This is a genomic window from Micromonospora sp. NBC_00898, from assembly GCF_045207895.1.
Lineage (GTDB): Bacteria > Actinomycetota > Actinomycetes > Mycobacteriales > Micromonosporaceae > Micromonospora.
In genome coordinates, this window is record NZ_CP108775.1 from 3,652,573 (window position 1) to 3,669,418 (window position 16,846).

14 protein-coding genes and 3 pseudogenes are annotated in these 16,846 nt (G+C 69.7%); 6 read left to right on the top strand and 11 right to left on the bottom strand.

What is annotated here, in order from left to right; genetic code table 11:
- Nucleotides 1-392: 392 nt before the first annotated feature.
- Nucleotides 393-2,504 carry a potassium transporter Kup gene (locus OG799_RS17805; protein ID WP_406046145.1) on the top strand — a complete coding sequence of 704 codons (2,112 nt, stop codon included), beginning with the start codon at nucleotides 393-395 and terminating at the stop codon, nucleotides 2,502-2,504.
- Between the two features lie 29 nt (nucleotides 2,505-2,533).
- On the opposite strand, the pseudogene OG799_RS17810 reads toward OG799_RS17805, so the two are convergent.
- Nucleotides 2,534-2,905 (bottom strand): annotated as a pseudogene (locus tag OG799_RS17810) (IS6 family transposase); the annotation flags it as partial.
- A 391-nt stretch (nucleotides 2,906-3,296) separates the two neighbouring features.
- Here OG799_RS17810 and OG799_RS17815 point away from each other — a divergent pair.
- The 4 genes and pseudogenes from OG799_RS17815 to OG799_RS17830 all read left to right on the top strand — a co-directional run bounded on the left by OG799_RS17815 (nucleotide 3,297) and on the right by OG799_RS17830 (nucleotide 6,406).
- Nucleotides 3,297-3,494, top strand: coding sequence for a hypothetical protein (locus OG799_RS17815; protein ID WP_406046146.1), 198 nt, complete (start codon nucleotides 3,297-3,299; stop codon nucleotides 3,492-3,494).
- Between the two features lie 32 nt (nucleotides 3,495-3,526).
- A complete protein-coding gene (locus OG799_RS17820) occupies nucleotides 3,527-4,651 on the top strand; it encodes an SPFH domain-containing protein (RefSeq protein ID WP_406046147.1) in 1,125 nt (374 codons plus the stop codon).
- 847 nt (nucleotides 4,652-5,498) lie between these two features.
- Nucleotides 5,499-5,651, top strand: a pseudogene (locus tag OG799_RS17825) (aminoglycoside phosphotransferase); the annotation flags it as partial.
- A gap of 305 nt (nucleotides 5,652-5,956) precedes the next feature.
- Nucleotides 5,957-6,406, top strand: coding sequence for an iron chaperone (locus OG799_RS17830; RefSeq protein WP_406046148.1), 450 nt, complete (start codon nucleotides 5,957-5,959; stop codon nucleotides 6,404-6,406).
- Between the two features lie 334 nt (nucleotides 6,407-6,740).
- On the opposite strand, the gene OG799_RS17835 is transcribed toward OG799_RS17830, so the two are convergent.
- The 7 genes from OG799_RS17835 to OG799_RS17865 all read right to left on the bottom strand — a co-directional run bounded on the left by OG799_RS17835 (nucleotide 6,741) and on the right by OG799_RS17865 (nucleotide 13,060).
- Nucleotides 6,741-6,917, bottom strand: coding sequence for a hypothetical protein (locus OG799_RS17835; protein ID WP_406046149.1), 177 nt, complete (start codon nucleotides 6,915-6,917; stop codon nucleotides 6,741-6,743).
- 51 nt (nucleotides 6,918-6,968) lie between these two features.
- Nucleotides 6,969-7,355 carry a hypothetical protein gene (locus tag OG799_RS17840; RefSeq protein ID WP_406046150.1) on the bottom strand — a complete coding sequence of 129 codons (387 nt, stop codon included), beginning with the start codon at nucleotides 7,353-7,355 and terminating at the stop codon, nucleotides 6,969-6,971.
- A complete protein-coding gene (locus tag OG799_RS17845; RefSeq protein WP_406046151.1) occupies nucleotides 7,352-7,543 on the bottom strand; it encodes a hypothetical protein in 192 nt (63 codons plus the stop codon). The genes OG799_RS17840 and OG799_RS17845 overlap by 4 nt, the downstream gene beginning before the upstream one ends.
- A 303-nt stretch (nucleotides 7,544-7,846) precedes the next feature.
- On the bottom strand, nucleotides 7,847-8,587 hold the full coding sequence (locus OG799_RS17850; RefSeq protein WP_406046152.1) for an MBL fold metallo-hydrolase: 741 nt from the start codon (nucleotides 8,585-8,587) through the stop codon (nucleotides 7,847-7,849).
- Nucleotides 8,588-9,634: 1,047 nt separating this feature from the next.
- Nucleotides 9,635-10,768, bottom strand: a complete 1,134-nt coding sequence (locus OG799_RS17855; RefSeq protein WP_406046153.1) for a HoxN/HupN/NixA family nickel/cobalt transporter — start codon at nucleotides 10,766-10,768, stop codon at nucleotides 9,635-9,637.
- A gap of 131 nt (nucleotides 10,769-10,899) precedes the next feature.
- Nucleotides 10,900-11,946 carry a DUF4331 family protein gene (locus OG799_RS17860; protein ID WP_406046154.1) on the bottom strand — a complete coding sequence of 349 codons (1,047 nt, stop codon included), beginning with the start codon at nucleotides 11,944-11,946 and terminating at the stop codon, nucleotides 10,900-10,902.
- Nucleotides 11,947-12,088: 142 nt separating this feature from the next.
- A complete protein-coding gene (locus tag OG799_RS17865; RefSeq protein WP_406046155.1) occupies nucleotides 12,089-13,060 on the bottom strand; it encodes an alpha/beta hydrolase in 972 nt (323 codons plus the stop codon).
- 486 nt (nucleotides 13,061-13,546) lie between these two features.
- Between OG799_RS17865 and OG799_RS17870 the strand changes: the two are divergent.
- Nucleotides 13,547-14,193 (top strand): annotated as a pseudogene (locus OG799_RS17870) (response regulator).
- Here the strand turns inward: OG799_RS17870 and OG799_RS17875 are convergent.
- The 3 genes from OG799_RS17875 to OG799_RS17885 form a co-directional block, all read right to left on the bottom strand.
- Nucleotides 14,183-14,539 (bottom strand): response regulator, encoded by a 357-nt coding sequence (locus OG799_RS17875; protein ID WP_406036345.1) that lies wholly within the window; start codon nucleotides 14,537-14,539, stop codon nucleotides 14,183-14,185. The pseudogene OG799_RS17870 and the gene OG799_RS17875 overlap by 11 nt on opposite strands.
- A 61-nt stretch (nucleotides 14,540-14,600) precedes the next feature.
- Complete coding sequence (locus tag OG799_RS17880; RefSeq protein ID WP_406036344.1) at nucleotides 14,601-15,284, bottom strand: sensor histidine kinase; 684 nt, start codon at nucleotides 15,282-15,284, stop codon at nucleotides 14,601-14,603.
- Between the two features lie 57 nt (nucleotides 15,285-15,341).
- Nucleotides 15,342-16,784 (bottom strand): CHASE3 domain-containing protein, encoded by a 1,443-nt coding sequence (locus OG799_RS17885; protein WP_406036343.1) that lies wholly within the window; start codon nucleotides 16,782-16,784, stop codon nucleotides 15,342-15,344.
- Nucleotides 16,785-16,846 lie beyond the last annotated feature (62 nt).

Below are 16,846 nucleotides of genomic sequence, written 5' to 3' on the forward strand. Positions count from 1 at the left end.
GTCCTTCGCGACCTGACCGATCGTGCGGTCACCCCGCTGGCACAGCTCGACGATCTCGGCCTTGAACTGTGCCGTGAAACGACCGGCGAGGCCGAGGCCGTTTCCTACCCATGCTCTCGATGATGCTGGACATCCTTCCGGAGCCCGCTGGCTCCCGATCTCGGATGTCCGTCAAAGCGGGGCAGGCCCATATCGTCCTGGCCTGCGCCGGGCGTGACTTGCGGTCAGGCGCCCGTTCTCCCCGTCGGTCCCCGTCAATCCCCTGCCGCGACCTATCGACCTGGCACGGATCTGGCACGCATCCAAGCGAGCCGCACCATCCCAATGCCCGGCAACCTCGGAGCGCTCGCCGTGCCTGCCCGCCGTTCGGACGCCGCCAGTCGATAGAGCGGATGGACGACCGCGTGCCAGAGCAGGACACCCGTCCTCATCCGGCACGTTGCCTGACCCATCGCGCTCTGCCCTTCAAAGCTGGCATGACCAAAGTTCGGAGTTCAGAGCAGGAGCGGCGTGCGGGTTGGTATGCCTGTGGGGTGGCGGGGCGTGCGAACAGCGAGCAGTCTGCGGTAGGCGGCGAGGGGCCAACCGAGGATGGTGGGACGGCGTCTCAGACCTCGCTGGCGGGTCGCCCGACGGCGGGCTTGGGACTGCTGCTGGGTGCGTTGGGGGTGGTGTACGGCGATATCGGCACCAGCCCGCTGTATGCGCTGAAGACAGTCTTCACCCTCGACCGCAGCCTGACACCGGACGCTCCCGACGTGTTCGGCGTGATCTCGTTGGTGTTCTGGTCGATCATCCTGATCGTGTCGGTCAAATACGTCATCTTCATCCTGCGTGCCGACAACGAGGGCGAGGGCGGGGTGATGGCCCTGGCCGCCCTCGCCCGGAGTGCGCTGGTCAAGGCCAGCGAAAGGCGCGCCACTGTGCTGGCGCTCGGGGCGCTCGGCGCTGCCCTGTTCTACGGCGACAGTGTGATCACCCCGGCGATCTCGGTGTTGTCGGCGGTGGAGGGTCTCGAGGTCATCTCCCCGGCGTGGGCGGTGGTGGTGCTGCCGGCGTCCGCGGTGATCCTCACCCTGCTGTTCGGCATCCAGCGATGGGGCACCGGACGGGTCGGGGCCGTCTTCGGGCCGATCATGCTGCTCTGGTTCGCCAGTCTGGGCGTCGCCGGCGCGGCCGAGGTGATACGTCACCCGAGCGTCCTGGCCGGGCTGTCCCCCACCTATGCGGCCCTGTTCTTCGTGGACCACCCGGTCATCGCGTTCATCGCGATGGGCGCCGTGGTACTGGCGATCACCGGCGCCGAAGCGCTCTACGCCGACATGGGGCACTTCGGCCGCGCCCCGATCCGCCGGGCCTGGTTCGCGATCGTGTTTCCCGCGTTGACCCTCAACTACCTCGGTCAGGGCGCGTTGATCCTACGGGCACCGGACAGCCGGGATAATCCGTTCTTCCTGCTGGTGCCGGACTGGGCACAGCTGCCGATGGTCGTCCTGGCCACCGTGGCCACGGTGATCGCGTCCCAGGCGGTGATCTCCGGCGCGTTCTCGGTGTCCCGGGAGGCCATGCGGCTGGGCTTCCTGCCGCACCTGCGCATCCGGCAGACCTCCCGCCGCGAGTACGGGCAGATCTACGCGCCCGGGGTGAACTGGAGCCTGTTCGCCGCAGTCCTGCTGGTGGTGTTCGCGTTCGGCTCATCCACGAAACTTGCCGCCGCTTACGGGGTGGCGGTCACCGGCACATTCCTGATCACCACGACCCTGTTCCTGGTCGTCGCGCACGCCCTGTGGGGATGGTCCACCCGGCGGGTGGTGCTGTTCGGGGTCGTCTTCGGCAGCATCGAGCTGATCTTCTTCACCGCGAACCTGGCCAAGGTCAGCCACGGTGGCTGGCTGACCCTGCTCATCGCGATCATCGTGTTCACGATCCTGGTGACCTGGCGGCGTGGAGCTGAGCTGGTCACCCCGCGACGGATCGAACTGGAAGGCCCACTACCGGAGTTCATCGACAACCTGCACGCCGTGAACATCCCGTGGGTGCCGGGCACGGCGGTGTTTCCCCACCCGAACAAGGAGACGACGCCGCTGGCGCTGCGCGCGAACGTCGCGCACAACCACGTCCGGCACGAGCGGATTGTGATCATTTCCGGTCGTACCGCGAACGTCCCGCACATTCCATGGGAGCAGCGACTGACCATCGACGATCTCGGCGACCCGAACGACGGCATCATCCACATCACCGCCGTCTTCGGATTCCAGGACCCCACCGACTTCCCCGAGGTCCTGCGCCGCGCCGCCACCCACCCCCTCGGCAAAGGGATCGGCGTCGACGAGGTCTCCTACTTCGTCTCGCGGATCACACTCCGGTGCACCCGTCACCCCGGGATGGCCATCTGGCGTAAACGCCTGTTCATCGGCCTCGCCCACAACGCTGCCAGTCAAGTCGAGTTTCTTCACCTGCCCGAGGAGCGCACCATCGTCCTCAGCGCCGAAGTCCCCGTCTGAACCCGGCCCCATCAGCCGCGCCACGTCGACAGCGCCCGTCGGAAGAACCGCCGGGCCGCGCCAGCGTCGCGGCGGGCCGAGACCAGCACGTCGATGACCTGCCCATGCTGGTCGACCGCCCGGTAGACGTAGTGCCAGATTCCGTTGACCTTGACGTAGGTCTCATCGACGTGCCACCTGTCGCCTGGTCAGTGCCGGCTGAATCGGGCGGCGTCGGCCGGCAGCGGGGTGAACCGCTGCACCCACCGGTAGACGGAGACGTAGTCGACCTCGATGCCGCGTTCGACCAGCAGTTCTTCAACGTCCCGGTAGGACAGGTTGTAGCGAAGGTACCAGCGCACCGCGACCACGATCACCTCCGGCGGGAACCGGAACCCGGCGAACGCCGACTTCGGAGGCAGCCACGGGCGAGAGCGGGTCAAGGACTTCACTGCTCAAGCCGGCCTCGATCATGCCAACGCTCAACGCAACTGTGAGTCTTGTGGGACTGCCCCGGGTTTGGTTGACTCGCGGGGTTGAGTGGTTCAGGCCGCAGGTGCTTGCCTGTTGATTGTCCCAAGCTCGATGGGTGTGAGCCGTCCGAGGCGTTGCTGACGGCGCCGACGGTGGTAGGTCTGGGAGGGCATTCCGCGGGCGGCCGGTCGTCGCGCCCGAGGGGTGAGCGGCGCGGGCACCCTTTCCCCGACGCCCGGTCGGGGCGGAGAATGACCCGCGGCCGGCGCGGACAGCGGTCGGCGCCCGGTCGCGGGGAGCATGGTGGACGGTCGGTTGCTGGTCGGCAGGATCGGGCGCGTGGTGCACGCGCTGCGCGGCGGTGATCGCCCGGGGGAGGTCCGGGTCGTGGTAGACGGCATCGCGCACTATTACCTCGCGTACGCATCGACGCCGGTCCCGACCGGCGCCGAGGTACTGATCATCAACGACCGTGGCGCGCGCCAGATCGACGTCGAGCCATGGCCCACCGTGGCCGGGAGCGGCAGCTCCCGGTAGACAGAAGGGTCACCCCAGTGTTCGGATACCGCGTGCCCGCCCCGAACGAGGCGTTGCTCATCAGCGGACGCAAGCAGCGGGGAGCGGATGCGCTGCCCTTCAAGATCGTCACGGGTCACGGCGTCTTCGTGGTGCCGGTCTTCTCCAAGGCCACCCGGCTCACGCTGGCCATGCAGGAGGCCGAGGTCGTCGAGGACTGCTACACCAAGCAGGGCATCACGCTGACCGTGCAGGCCGTCATCGCGTTCAAGGTCGCTGACGACCACGAGTCCATCGCCGCCGCCGCCCGGCGCTTCCAGGGCGACCAGAGCCAGATGCCCACCCTGGTCGGGCGGATCTTCAGCGGTCACCTGCGCAGCATCATCGGCAGCATGACCGTCGAGTCGATCATTCGCGAGCAGCAGACCCTCGCGGACGCCATCGTGGACGCCAGCAAGACCGAGATGGCCCGGATCGGCCTGGCCGTCGACTCGCTGCAGATCAGCAGCATCGACGACAAGGGCGTCGGCTACATCCGCGCGCTCGCCGCGCCGCACCAGGCCAAGGTCGACCAGGACGCCAAGGTCGCGCAGGCCGCCGCGGACCAGGCCAGCGCCATGGCGCAGCAGGAGAGCGTGCGGCACCAGGCCGAGTACGCCCGGCAGACCGCGATCGCCCGGGCCCAGTACCAGGCCGAGATCGACCAGGCGCAGCAGACGGCGGCCCAGGCCGGTCCGCTGGCCGCGGCCCGGGCCCAGCAGGAGGTGCTGGTCGAGCGCGCCCTGGTCGCCGAGCGCAACGCCGAGCTGCGGCAGGCCGAATTGATCGCCGAAGTGATCCGTCCCGCCCAGGCCGAGGCCGAGCGGATCCGCACGCTGGCCCAGGCGCAGGCCGACGCCACCCGGCTCTCCGCCGAGGCGGCCGCCGCGCAGGACCGGATCGCCCTGGACCAGCGGGTCATCGAGCAGCTGCCCGACATGCTGCGCGCGGCAGCCGCCGGCCTGCAGGGCGCCAACGTCACCGTGCTCAACGGCGCCGAGGGGCTCAGCAGTGTCGTCGCGTCGCTGGCCGGTCAGGGCATGGCGCTGCTGGACGCCGTCCGCACCGGGATCGCGCCGGCCGCCGGACCGACCGTGGAGCGGCCCGCGGTGAACGGCACGCCGGTCACCACCAACTGATCACCGGTACGCGGGGACCGGCCGGCCACGTGTCGGTCGGCCCCGCCGGCGCCAGCCACGTCCCTGCCAATCAGCCTCGTTCCCGGCCTGCTGGTCGGCCCGGGCGCCGAACGCCGTCCGCGCGGGTCGCGGCAAATTGTGGATGCCGTTGGATGCTGAGCCTCGTGTGCCCGGCGTGATGGCCCTGGCCGCGCGCTCTTTGGTCGGCTCGCCGCGGTCCGAAGCAGATCGGCATCATGCCGTCGTGGGGTCGGACTGAATCTGGGAGCTGCGGGTGCCTGCGGCGGCAGAGCCGGCTCTTCGCGAGCTGCACGCCCTGGCAGCCGACCGGGACCTGCGCCCGCAACGCCCCGATGGGCTGATCAACCTTTTCACCAACCCAGACGCCGACCTGCGGACCGTCGAGGACCCACAGGCGGCGCTCAGCGCCACGGCGACGGGCACGGAGCATGGCCAGCTCTGGAGGACCGGCAACGTCGACCTCTTCGTGAACTGGCAAGACGGGACGCTCGTCTGGGCGTTGGACGCCGCCTTCTGTTACCGCCGCCCCGTGCCCGAGGCCGACACCTTCCGTGAGCTGCATGCTCGCCTGACTGGCTTGTGGCTTGACACCGCCGAGCGCCTGAACGCCGACGCCGGCCGAGGCCTCGACGAGTGGTCGTGCGAGCAGGTGTGGAATCTCGGCATCCACGACCACTACCACCCGGCCGGTGGTTGGCCGGCTGAGCTCGGCTGGTGGACCTACCTGGGCCCCGATCGCCACCTGCCACCGGCGCCGCTACCCGAGATCGCTGCCCAGGCGCGCCGACTCCCGAACGGTGCCCTACTGGTCGAACTCCTCGATGACCCGGCCGCCGTCGACCCGCTCCGCTACCAGGACATCCACACCCGCTGGCAGATTGAGGGGCCACTGCGCATCGCAGGCACCGACTTCCCGGACCGGCAGTGGATGCTGGACTTGGCCGAGTGGAACATCATCAAGGCCCTCGCCGCAGCCTGACGCATCCTGCTTCCGCGACCTGCCTGGCGTCTCATCGGCTGAAAAGCCACCTTCAAGCGACGACCTCCGTGGCGCTCGGACATCCCGCTAGAACGTCCGCTCATCGGCCACGGCAGGGCGGCGCCGAACGCCCGCGAGCGGCGGCAGATCCGAACGATCCCTCAGTGAACAGCACGCTACTCAACGCCTCGTCTGGGCCTCCGATCCGATCAGGAATCGAGAAGCGCCAGGGTGTCGTCGGGCCTAGCCTTCTCCCAGGTAGTCGGCATCACGCCGAGCCTTGAACGGCGAGAGGGAGCCCGAGAGTGTCCGCGAAGAATGCCAAGACCGGGTCCGATGGCTTCAGCCCTGAGGAGCGTGCCGCGATGAAGGAGCGCGCCGCCGAGCTGCGGGCCGAGGGCAAGAAGGGCGCCAAGAAGGCCGACGGGCTGCAGGCGGTCCTCGACAGGATCGCGGAGATGGCGCCGGAAGATCGTGCGCTCGCCGAGCGCGTGCACGTGACGGTGACCGCTGCCGCCCCGGAGCTGTCGCCAAAAACCTGGTACGGGATGCCCGCCTACGCGAACGCGGACGGTAAGATCGTCGTCTTCTTCCAGGACTCAGGCAAGTTCAACTACCGGTACTCGACCCTGGGCTTCCAGGACGCGGCCAACCTCGACGACGGGGACCTGTGGCCGGTGTCGTACGCGCTCCAGAAGTGGAGCCCCGTGGTAGAGAAGAAGGTCGTCGAGCTGGTGAAGGCTGCGGTCTCCTGACCGGAGAACGCGGTCGGAGCGGACTGGCTTTGGTGGTGGGCCGACGACAGCGGCGAGTGCTTCGGCATGCTCGTCCAAGCCAAATGGCTACATCACAACCGGGCGCAACAGCCGCAACCTGAGCTGGAATTCGGACACAACAACGGCGAGCAGTTCCGACGACTGATGAGGACGGCGGACCTGCTAGAGGTGCCGCCGTTTACGCGTTGTACTTTGGCGGTGTTGAGTCCCGCTACGGCCTCACCTGCGGCGCTGAACATACGGCCGATTGCGAGCTCTGCCGCCGCCGCAGCGTCTCGTCGATCACCGGGCTGCAGGTTGGGTTACTTTTCGGTCACACCAGGCGTGAAGCAGCCGACCTGGCGTTCATGTCTTCGACGCCGGCGTGGTCGAGGTCGAGCTCGCCGGCGTATTCCAGTAGGAGATCGTGCAGGACGTAGCGCCCGGCCGACCGTTCCACCACCAGGTGCGACTCGCCGAGCCGGGCCAGCGTCCGGCGGGTGTCCGCCACCGGCGCGCCGGTCAGGCTGGCTGCGGTCGCCAGCGTGACCTCCGGTTCGGGCTATGCCCCGAGCAGGGTGAACAGCCGGGCCGCGGCGGGGTCGAGGGCGGCGTACGACTGGGCGAACACCGACCGCAGGTCGCTCGCGACGTCGTCCCCGCCCAGCATGTCGAGCCGGCTGCCGGGGCGGGCCAGGTCCTCGGTCAGTGCGGCCAGCGGGAACGCCGGGCCCTGCACGGCCCGCGCGGCCACCATGGCCAGGGCCAGCGGCAGCCTGCCGCACTGCGCGGTGATCTGGGCGACCGCGGTGGGTTCGGCGTCCGCCCGGCCGTCGTCGATGCGGCGGTGCAGGAACTGCCGGCTCTCCGCGTCGCTGAACACGTCGAGGGGCACCGGCTGGGCGCCGCTGGTCGCGACCAGTCCGGTGAGCCGGCTGCGGCTGGTCACCACCACGACGGTGCCGGCGCCGCCGGGGAGCATCGGGCGGGCCTGGGCGACGTCATGGGCGTTGTCCAGCAGGACCAGGACCCGTAGCCCGAACAGCCGGCCGCGAGGGCGGCCTGCGGCTGGGCGACGGCGAACCCCGCGCCGAGCGCGAGCACCGCGAGCACCCGCAGGATCTTGGACTTCATCATCGGACGTACCTTCCCGTAGTGGTGCTGATGCCGCCAGGCTCCAGCACGCCGGTGGAAGTTTTCTTGCAGAATTCCTGTGCTCAGCCGACGGTCACCGCGATGGTGTGCAAGCCGGTCACGCCGTCCGAGAAGGGAGTCGGGAAACCGCGATCTGGCGTGGCCGCTTGTCAATCCATGACCCGCATCCGGGCGAACTCGGCTCGCCGGTCCCGGTCCGTTGACACCCCTGGTGGCGGGCCTGGACGTCGGAGCCGCCCTCGGTTGGCGAAACGATCCACTGTCGTTCCTGAGCTGTGAGCGGGCTCAGGGAAGGTCGATCACCAGTCCGGGCACGGCGACAGAGATGGGACCTGTGAACGCCTGGCGTGCGGCCTCCACAGCAGAGTCGGGGTCGGTGTCTGGCCACAGGTGGGTCAGCACGAGCTGCCCGACCTGAGCAGCAGCGGCATGCTCACCGGCCTGGCGAGCGCAGGCGAGCTGACCACAGGAGTCCTCCGGGACGTGGTCAACATAGGTCGCCTCTGCCAGCAGCAGCGCTGCGCCGGCCGCCAATTCGGCCACCTCCGGGTCCGCTCCGCCGTCACCGGTATAGGCAAGATCGACGTCACCGACGACGAGCCGTACTCCAACGTTGGGCACGAAATGCGACAAAGCTCGGGTCACCAGCTGAAAGGGACCCACCGTGAAGCGGTCGCCCGCCGTGAACTCGTGCAGAACGTAGTCCTCGACGAGCATCTGCCCGTCCAGACTGAGCACCGCGGCGGCCGCACCTGCCGGCGCGAAGACTGGGAGCGCCGGCGCTGGATCCTCGCTCAGATGCCGGGCTCGAAGCAGCGGGTTGAGGTCTGCGCAGTGATCGGCATGTCCATGGCTCACGAACACGGCGTCAACACTGCGGGCGGGACCGTTCTTAAGCAGCTGCGGCACGGTGGCGAAACCGGGATCCAAAAGTAGCCGAAAGCCGGACTGGTCGATCAGATAGCCGCTGCAGCCACGCTCCGGCGTGGGCCAGGCACCGCCCCCGCCCAGAACCGTCAGCTGCATGGCTACCGACCCTACTGGCATCCGTGCCGGCGCACCTGGCGACGGTGGTAAGGCCGATGAAAGCGAGCCGCCGACAACACCGCCCTGATCAACACGCTGCGCAACGGCGGCGACGTGCTCAACGTGTTCGGTGACTTCCCCGCCCTGACCGACCCCGCGGGTGCGAAAAGTCGGGCTGCTGCGGCGGCAGCGACCACACCCCCGAGATCGCCGGCGGCACAGGGGTGCGCCGGCTGGTCATTTTCTCCCGCTCGGTCACGGAACTCGGAGCGACCCTCAGGCCGGTTCTCGATCAAGATTCTGTTCCGGGGCGGGGTGAACCTCGTGCGCCGCCCTGGAGATGTGGTCCACCGGCCGGCTACCGAGCACACGCCGACACTGCATCGAGATACGCCGTACTGCTGTCACCTCCTGGTGGAAGACCCGCAAACACCAGGCGAGGGATGTCGCCAAAGTCCCAGCAGAGCTGCGGCTACGCCTGCTGACGGCAGCGAGAGAGTCAGGCGACGACGACAAACGCCGCCGGGCGGAGCAATGGCTGAACGCACCTTCGGGACACCGGCCACGGTAACGCTCTCGCCCGCCACTCCCAATTGCCCCCGGCGCACGCCGCCCCAAAGTTCGCACGCGCCTCCGCGTACGACAGCGAGCGTGACCCCTGCAGCCAGCCGTCCTCACGGCCGAGTGCGCCTCCCGCCGCCTACGTGATCTTGAAAAGCGAATGCCCTGTCACCGGTCCATTGACCCGGCTCCGGATGGTGCTGACCGGTGAACTGGGCGCCGACCGCCGGTACGAGGTCGTATCGACCGAGCGCGAATTGCGCCGGTCCGAGGGTGAAGTGCTCGTACGTCGGCACGTCCGGCGGCGAGTGCCCCCTCGGCCGGCACACCGGAGCAGCCGCTCGTACCACGCGGTCGCCTCGTCGAGGTCGCGCACGTTGACCCGAGGGTGCGTCAGGCGGGGAGCGTCCAATTCGACACGATAGAGCGGTACCGGGCGAGGGTTCCCCGCCTGCGCACCGCCTGAGGGGCTGGCATGGAGCGTAGTCACACCGTGTCGGCGGTTGGCTCCGGGACGCGCAGCCGCGGGCGTTCCCACCGCTGTTCGACACGGGCGAGGCGCCACACCGCCAGAGCGACGACCCAGGCGAGGACGAAGAGACCGACGATGACGAAGCCGGCCTGGTTCAGGTCGACGCCGCCGATCGCGGCGAGCGGCCCGCGACGGATGCCGAGCCGGTCGGTCAGGATCGACACCAGCTCGACGGTGCCGATGACGAGGGCTACGGCGACCGACAGCGCGGTGATCACCAGGTTGTAGTACACCTTGCGGACGGGCTTGGCGAACGCCCAGCCATAGGCGAAGTTCATGAAGCATCCGTCGATGGTGTCGAGCAGGCTCATGCCGGCGGCGAACAGGACCGGCAACGTGAGAATGGCGTACCAGGGCAGGCTGAAGGCGGCGGCGCCGCCGGCGAGCACGAGCAGCGACACCTCGGTGGCGGTGTCGAAGCCGAGGCCGAACAGCAGGCCGATCGGGTACATCTGCCAGGAACGGCTGACCGCGCGGGTGGCCCGGGCCAGGATGCGGTTCAGGAAGCCCCGGTTGCTGAGCTGCTCCTCCAGCTCAGCCTCGTCGAACCCGCCGTGCCGCATCCGGCGGAAGACCCGCACGATGCCGGCGAGGACGACCAGGTTGATGATCCCGATCAGGTAGAGGAACCCCCCCGAGACGGTGGTGCCGATGAGGCCGGTGGCCCGTTGCAGGGCGGACGAGCCGTCCGTGACCTGGCCGGCCAGTGCCTTCATGCCGAGCGAGAGCAGCAGGCACAGGCCGAACACCACGCTCGAGTGCCCCAGGGAGAACCAGAAGCCGAGGCTGAGCGATCTCCTTCCCTCGGCCATCAGTTTGCGGGTGGTGTTGTCGATAGCGGCGATGTGATCGGCGTCGAACGCGTGCCGCATCCCAAGGGTGTACGCGGTCAGCCCGAGACCGACGCCGAAGACGCCCGTGGTGCCGACCCTGTAGTGGGCCGGCACGACGACGAGGAGCAGCACCCCCCACCCGATCAGGTGCAGCGCCACGATGAGGGCCCCCATGCCGATGAGACTGACCCGGCCGCCGCGGTCGAGAGCGCTCCGCGCCCTTTTCGCCGTGTCGGCCGCTCCGATTGCTGTCATGTCGCCACTCCTCCTGTCGTCGACGTCCTGCTGCCGCTCACCCCGCCCGCCCGCGCCGTCCGCCTCGAGCGGTGCGGACGGCGCGGGCCCGGCACCCGGGTGGACGGCCGTCCACCCGGGTGTCACCACGGTCAGACGGCCTCGGGCAGGTAGGGGAAGGCCAGGGTCGGCTTCGACGTGACGGAGTCCTTCGTCAGGCCGATGGTGAAGGCGGTGTTGGTGGCCAGGGAGAACATGACGTCCGGAGCGTTGTCGGTCAGCGACCGGCCGTTGAGCCCGTTGAAGCCGTACACCGCCGGGGTGCCGATGGTGTAGGGCAGCACATCGGGGAGGAGCTTCGCGGCGACGACCCGGCCGTATGCCTGCGGGTCCTCCGCGGAGCCGTACGCGCTGACCACGTCGGCGACCGCGTCGGCGACGATGGTGCCGTAGTTGGCGCGGTCGTCCACGGGGCGGGTGGCATTGAGCCGGTCGCCCAGCTCCTCGTCGTACTGGGTGAGCAGCGGGTGGATCATCGGGTGCCCAGCGCGGTTGACCTGGCGCCAGCCGCCGGCGTCGGTGGCCAAGGTGGTCAACGCCCAGACGTCGATCCGCTTGTCGGGGCCGGCCGCTGTCAGCAGCTGGTCGTCCGGGACCTCCAGGACGATGCCGTACACGGTGTGGCCGGCGAACAGGTTCGTGGCCCGCGCCGGGTTCCACCCGGACAGGTCGGCGCGGGTGCCGTCGGTGAGGGCGTGGCCGATGGCGTGCAGGACGTCGGGTTCGATCCAGAACGGGTCGCCCGCCTTGCCGACCCACAGTCGCAGGCCGTCAGCGGTCTGCACGGGCCGTCCGGTGACGCCCTCGGCGATCAGGGTGCCCTGGGCGTACGGGTCGGCCGCCTCGGCGCCGGCCAGCCGCCGCAGCTGCAGCGTCTGGTTGCCGGCCTCGTCGAGTTCGCCGAAGGTGAGCCGGTAGCCGAACTCCTCAACGGCGTCGCCGTTGACGTCGATCTTGAACTCGTACCGCGCCTCGGGGTGGAAGCCCGCGGGCACCTGGTGCCCGGTGACCTCGGTGGCGATGGAGTGGTTGACGTTCATCACGAACACGGTGCCGGTCTCGCCGCGGAACAGGTACAGGTCGCTGATGTCCAGGCGGACGTCCTTGCCGGCGGCGGGCGAGTCGAGGTGGTGCGACATCGTTCTTCTCCTTCTCCTGGTCTTTTTTGTGGGGTGCCGCCGGTCGCCCGGCCGCGTCCGTCACGGCCGGCGCGAGCGGCAGAAGGGTGGTTTCGGGTGTTCCTGCTGGCGGCCGGGTCCTGACGGGACCGGGCGGGGTGGGTCAGGCGGCGGTGCCGAGGGCGCTGCGCAGCACCCCGATCGCCTGGCTGATCGCCGCCTCGGCGGCGTGCGTCTCGCGCAAAGCGTTGAGCATCACGAAGTCGTGGATGATGCCCTGGTAGCGCACCGCGGTCACCGGGACGCCGGCCTGCCGGAGCTTGTTCGCGTACGCCTCGCCCTCGTCCCGTAGCACGTCGCCCTCGCCGGTGATCACCAGCGCGGGCGGCAGGCCGCGCAACTGCTCGACGGTCGCCCGCAGCGGCGACGCGGTGATCTCCGCCCGCTGCGCCGGGTCGGTGGTGTACTGGTCCCAGAACCACTGCATGCTGTCGCGGCGGAGGAAGTAGCCGGTGGCGAACCGGTGGTACGAGCCGGTGTCGAAGGCAGCGTCCGTGACCGGGTAGAAGAGCACCTGCTGGACCAGGTCCACCCCACCCCGTTCCTTCGCCATCAGGGTGAGCGCGGCAGCCATGTTGCCGCCGACGCTGTCACCGGCGACGGCGATCCGCCGGCTGTCCAGGCCGTGCTCGGCGCCGTGGTCGGCGACCCAGGTGGCGACCGCGTAGTTCTCCTCGATGGCGACCGGGTAGCGCGCCTCCGGGGAGAGGCTGTAGTTCGGGAAGACCACGGCGGCCCGCGCGCCGACGGCGAGTTCTCGGACGAGCCGGTCGTGGGTGTGGGCGTTGCCGAACACCCAGCCGGCCCCGTGGATGTAGATGATCACCGGCAGCGCGTCGGTGACGCCGACGGGGCGTACGATCCGTACGGAGACCGGGCCGTTCGGCCCGCCCGGCACGGTGATCTCCTCGATGTCGGCCTTCGGCTTGTCGATGCCGCCGCTCTGCACCTCGTCGACCGTCTTGCGTCCCTCGACCGGACCGAGGTCGAACAGGTACGGCGGGTTCGCGGTCGCGTCGGCGAACGCCTGCGCCGCGGGTTCGAGCACCACGGGCTGGTTCTTCGGCTGGTCCATGTCTCTCTCCTCGATGTCGGCCCGAACCGGGCCATCGGTTGTCTCGGCACCGCGGCCGGCCCGCATTCCGGCGGCCCCTGCGGCTGACCAGAAGTCTTCCGAGACGAGAGAGGAGAGGCTGTAGAGCGCTCACCAAGCTGTGCCGCTGTTTGCCCGACGTCGCACCGTGGGGTTAACCCGACGCCCGGGCCGTCGCACCGGTACGGGTGGCCGGACCAGCCGGCCGGACATGGCCGGCGCAACGCTGGCTAGGATTGCGAACGGCTCTCGGACGCGGATCGCCCGGCACGCCGGCGCGACCTCCGCAGCAGCCGACGGAGCGGGCACTTCGTCCTGTTTGTCATCCCGAATGCCGGTGCCCCGGCGGCCTTCGGTCTATCTCGGAACGCGCCTGGCGTACGCCGGCACGTGCTGTACTCCGCCCGGTACGGGGGCCGGAGGGCCGGACCCCGTCCGGGGAGAGTGGAGAGTCGATGAGCACCCCCCCTGCGCGCCGTCGTCGGTGAGGACCAAGCGATCGTCCGGGAAGGCGTCGTGTCGATGCTGGCTCACGTGGCATCGAGGTCGTGGCGTCTGCTGGCGACGCCGACGAGCTGGTCCGGGTCGCGGCCGACCAACGGCCGGACGTCGTGGTCGCCGACATTCGGATGCCGCCGGACCTGGCCGACGACGGGCTGCGGGCGGCGCTGCGGATCGGGGCCGCCCAGCCGACGGTCGGGGTGATCGTGCTGTCGCAGTTTCTCGACGCCGGCTACGCGCTCGAACTCGTCGGTGCCGACCCGTCCGGGGTTGGCTACCTGCTCAAGGAGAAGATCGCCAGTCCCGAGATGCTGAGCGACGCCGTGCAGCGGGTGGTGGCCGGCGGTTCGGCGCTCGACCCGGACGTGATCGCCAGCCTCGTCGGCCGCAAGCGGACCGGCGACCCGCTGGGTGGGCTGACGCCCAAGGAGCGGGAAGTGCTCTCCCTCATGGCCGAGGGTCACTCGAACGCGGGGATCGCCGCCAAGCTGTTCGTCACGGTCCCTGCCGTCGATTAGCACGTCACCGGGATCTTCCAGAAGCTCGACCTGCGGCAGGCGGACTCCGGCCAGCGCCGGCGGGTGCTGGCGGTGCTGGCGTACCTCAGGAGCTGAACAGGGCCCGCAGGTCGGCGTCGAACAGCCGGTCCTTCGGGACGAACGAGCGTACGCCGGCCGCGGCCAGCTCCTCGTCGGGCCAGGGCGACGAGTCGGTGGAGGTCAGCACCACGCGCGGTGCCCGGGCGTCCTGTCGGAGGGTACGGGCGACGGCCAGTCCGTTCTGGTCGGGCAGGTTCAGGTCGAGCAGGACACCGTCGGGGCTGTGCCGGCGTACCGCCTCGATCCCGGAGGCGCCGTCGACCGCTTCGGCGACGACCTGTAGGCCGCGGACCGCGAGCAGGGTCGCCGCGATGCGGCGGAATCCGGGATCGTCGTCGACGACCACCACGGTGACGGACATGGGTACAGCATCGCGCGGGGAAGCTGCCGGGGTCCATGGGGCCAACCCCACGAAACCGGGTTCAGCCCGGCACGGGTATCCGCGCTCGGACCACCGTTCCGCCGTCGGGCGGTGACGAGATCATGAGTTCGCCGTCGAACGCGGCCACCCGGTCGGCCAGGCCGACCAGCCCGGATCCCGGCGTGTCGGGACCGACACCGCCGATGCCGTCGTCCGCGACGATCACCTCGAGGTCGTTCAGCAGGGCGAGCGTGATCTCGATCCGGGAGGCGCCGGAATGCTTCACGGCGTTGGTCAGCGCCTCAGAGATCAGGAAATAGAGGTTCGACTCCAACGCGGCGGGCAGGCGCCGGTCGAGGCCCCCGGAGACCACGGCCGGCACCGGGCAGTGGGCCGCCAAGGCGTCGACGGCGGCGATCAGGCCTCGGGAGGTCAGCACCGACGGGTGGATACCGGCGGCGAGCTGGCGCAGCTCGTCGATGGCGGCCTGCGCCTCGTCGATGGACTGATCGATGAGCGGCAGCGCGTCCGGACTGGTGGTGGCGACCTGCTCCCGTACCAGACGCAGGCCGATCAACAGGGTGATCAGCCGTTGCTGGGCGCCGTCGTGCAGGTCCCGTGATGTCTGCCGGTGCACCGCGGCGACGTTCTCGACCAGGCGCCGTTGCGCCGCCCGGGACTCCGACGCGCGGATCTCGGCCGCGTCGCGTTCCCGCGCCGCCCGCTCGATCTCCCGGTCGTTCACGCCCGTGCGTTCACCGCTGGACGCCGGGTCAACGGCCGTTTACGGGCGCTGGGCGCTTCAGGCCGGTATCGGGATCTGCGCCAGGATTGAGGTGCCGCCGCCCGGGGGCGACTCGATGGTCAACGTGCCCTCGAAGGCGGCCACGCGGTCCGCCAGCCCGGTCAGACCACTCCCGGCCGTGGTCTCGCCCACGCCGCCGATACCGTCGTCAACGACTCGGATCCGCAGGATCTCCCCGAGTTCAAGGGAGATGTCGATCCGCGACGCCTGGGCGTGCTTGACCGCGTTCGTCACGGCCTCGGCCACAACGAAATACGCGTTCGATTCAACGGCAGAGGGAATCCTCTGGTCACACTTGCTGTCGACGACAGCGGGTATCGGGCACCGGTACGCCAGGTCTTTCACCGCCGCCACCAGCCCCTTCACCGTCAGCACGGGCGGGTAGATCCCGAATGCGAGTTCCCTCAGCTCGTCGATCGCCGCCTGCGCGTCGGCGATGGACTGGTCCAGCAGCTCGGTCGCGGACGATTCCGCATCGGAGATCAGCTCCCGTGCGAGCCGGAGCCCGATCATCAGGCTGACGAGCCGTTGCTGCGCCCCGTCGTGCAGGTCCCGAGCCGTGCGCCGGTGTACCGCCTCGACGCTCTCCATGATGCGCTTGCGGGTGTTCTGCAAGGAGGCCGCCATGGTGTTGAAGGACGTACCCAGCGCGCCGATCTCCGCCACGTTGCTGGGGGTGATCCGCACCCCGAGGTCACCGTCCGCGAGCCGTCCCGCTGCGGCGGCCGCCGCGCGCACCGGCCGCACGACGGCGCGGTGCTGGAGCACCGTGAAAGCGGCCACCAGCGCAGTCGATGCCGCCAGCCCCACACCTGCCGCGATCACCGCCCGCCGCCCGTTGGCTCCTGCGGTGTCTTCGCGCGCCGCGAGCTTGGCGCGTTCGTCCGCCGTGTACCGGCCGAACTGGGCCCGCAAGGCATCGACGCGCCGCTTCCCCTCGGCCGTCGTCGCCAGACCGGATGCGGCGGGATCACCCCGCCGGACTGCCTCGACCAGCGGAATCGAGTAGTCCTTGATCAGGGAGTCGACGCCCTGCGTGATCTGTCCGGCAGTGCGGCGCTGTTCGGGCGAGGTAGCGGTCTCGGTGAACCGCCGGGCCTCCGCAGGGAACTGCTCCCGCGCAGCCTGCCACGGCTGGAGGAACTCCTCGCGCTTGGTGAGCACGAAGCCGCGCTGCCCCGTCTCGAGGTCGAGGACCAGCTGTTCCATGCTGCCGGCTTCGACGAGGGCCGTCCGGGAAGCCTGTCTCGCCGATGCGGACCTGTTCGCGTCAGCGATCGCCCACAGCAGGACGGCAAACGCGACGCCTATCAACAAGGCAAGCAGGCCGCTCGCCGCAATCGTGAGGTTCGTCAGCCCCAGTCGCGAACCCACATACCCCGGCCGTGCCCTCATGATCCGCCTCTCGATGGAAAGCGCCGGAGCGGATTGGCGGGCCACGGCGGAACTGGAGCCACACGCCGCGCCGAAGGCACGTGCGCTGACCCGTCCGGAAGGCGCGG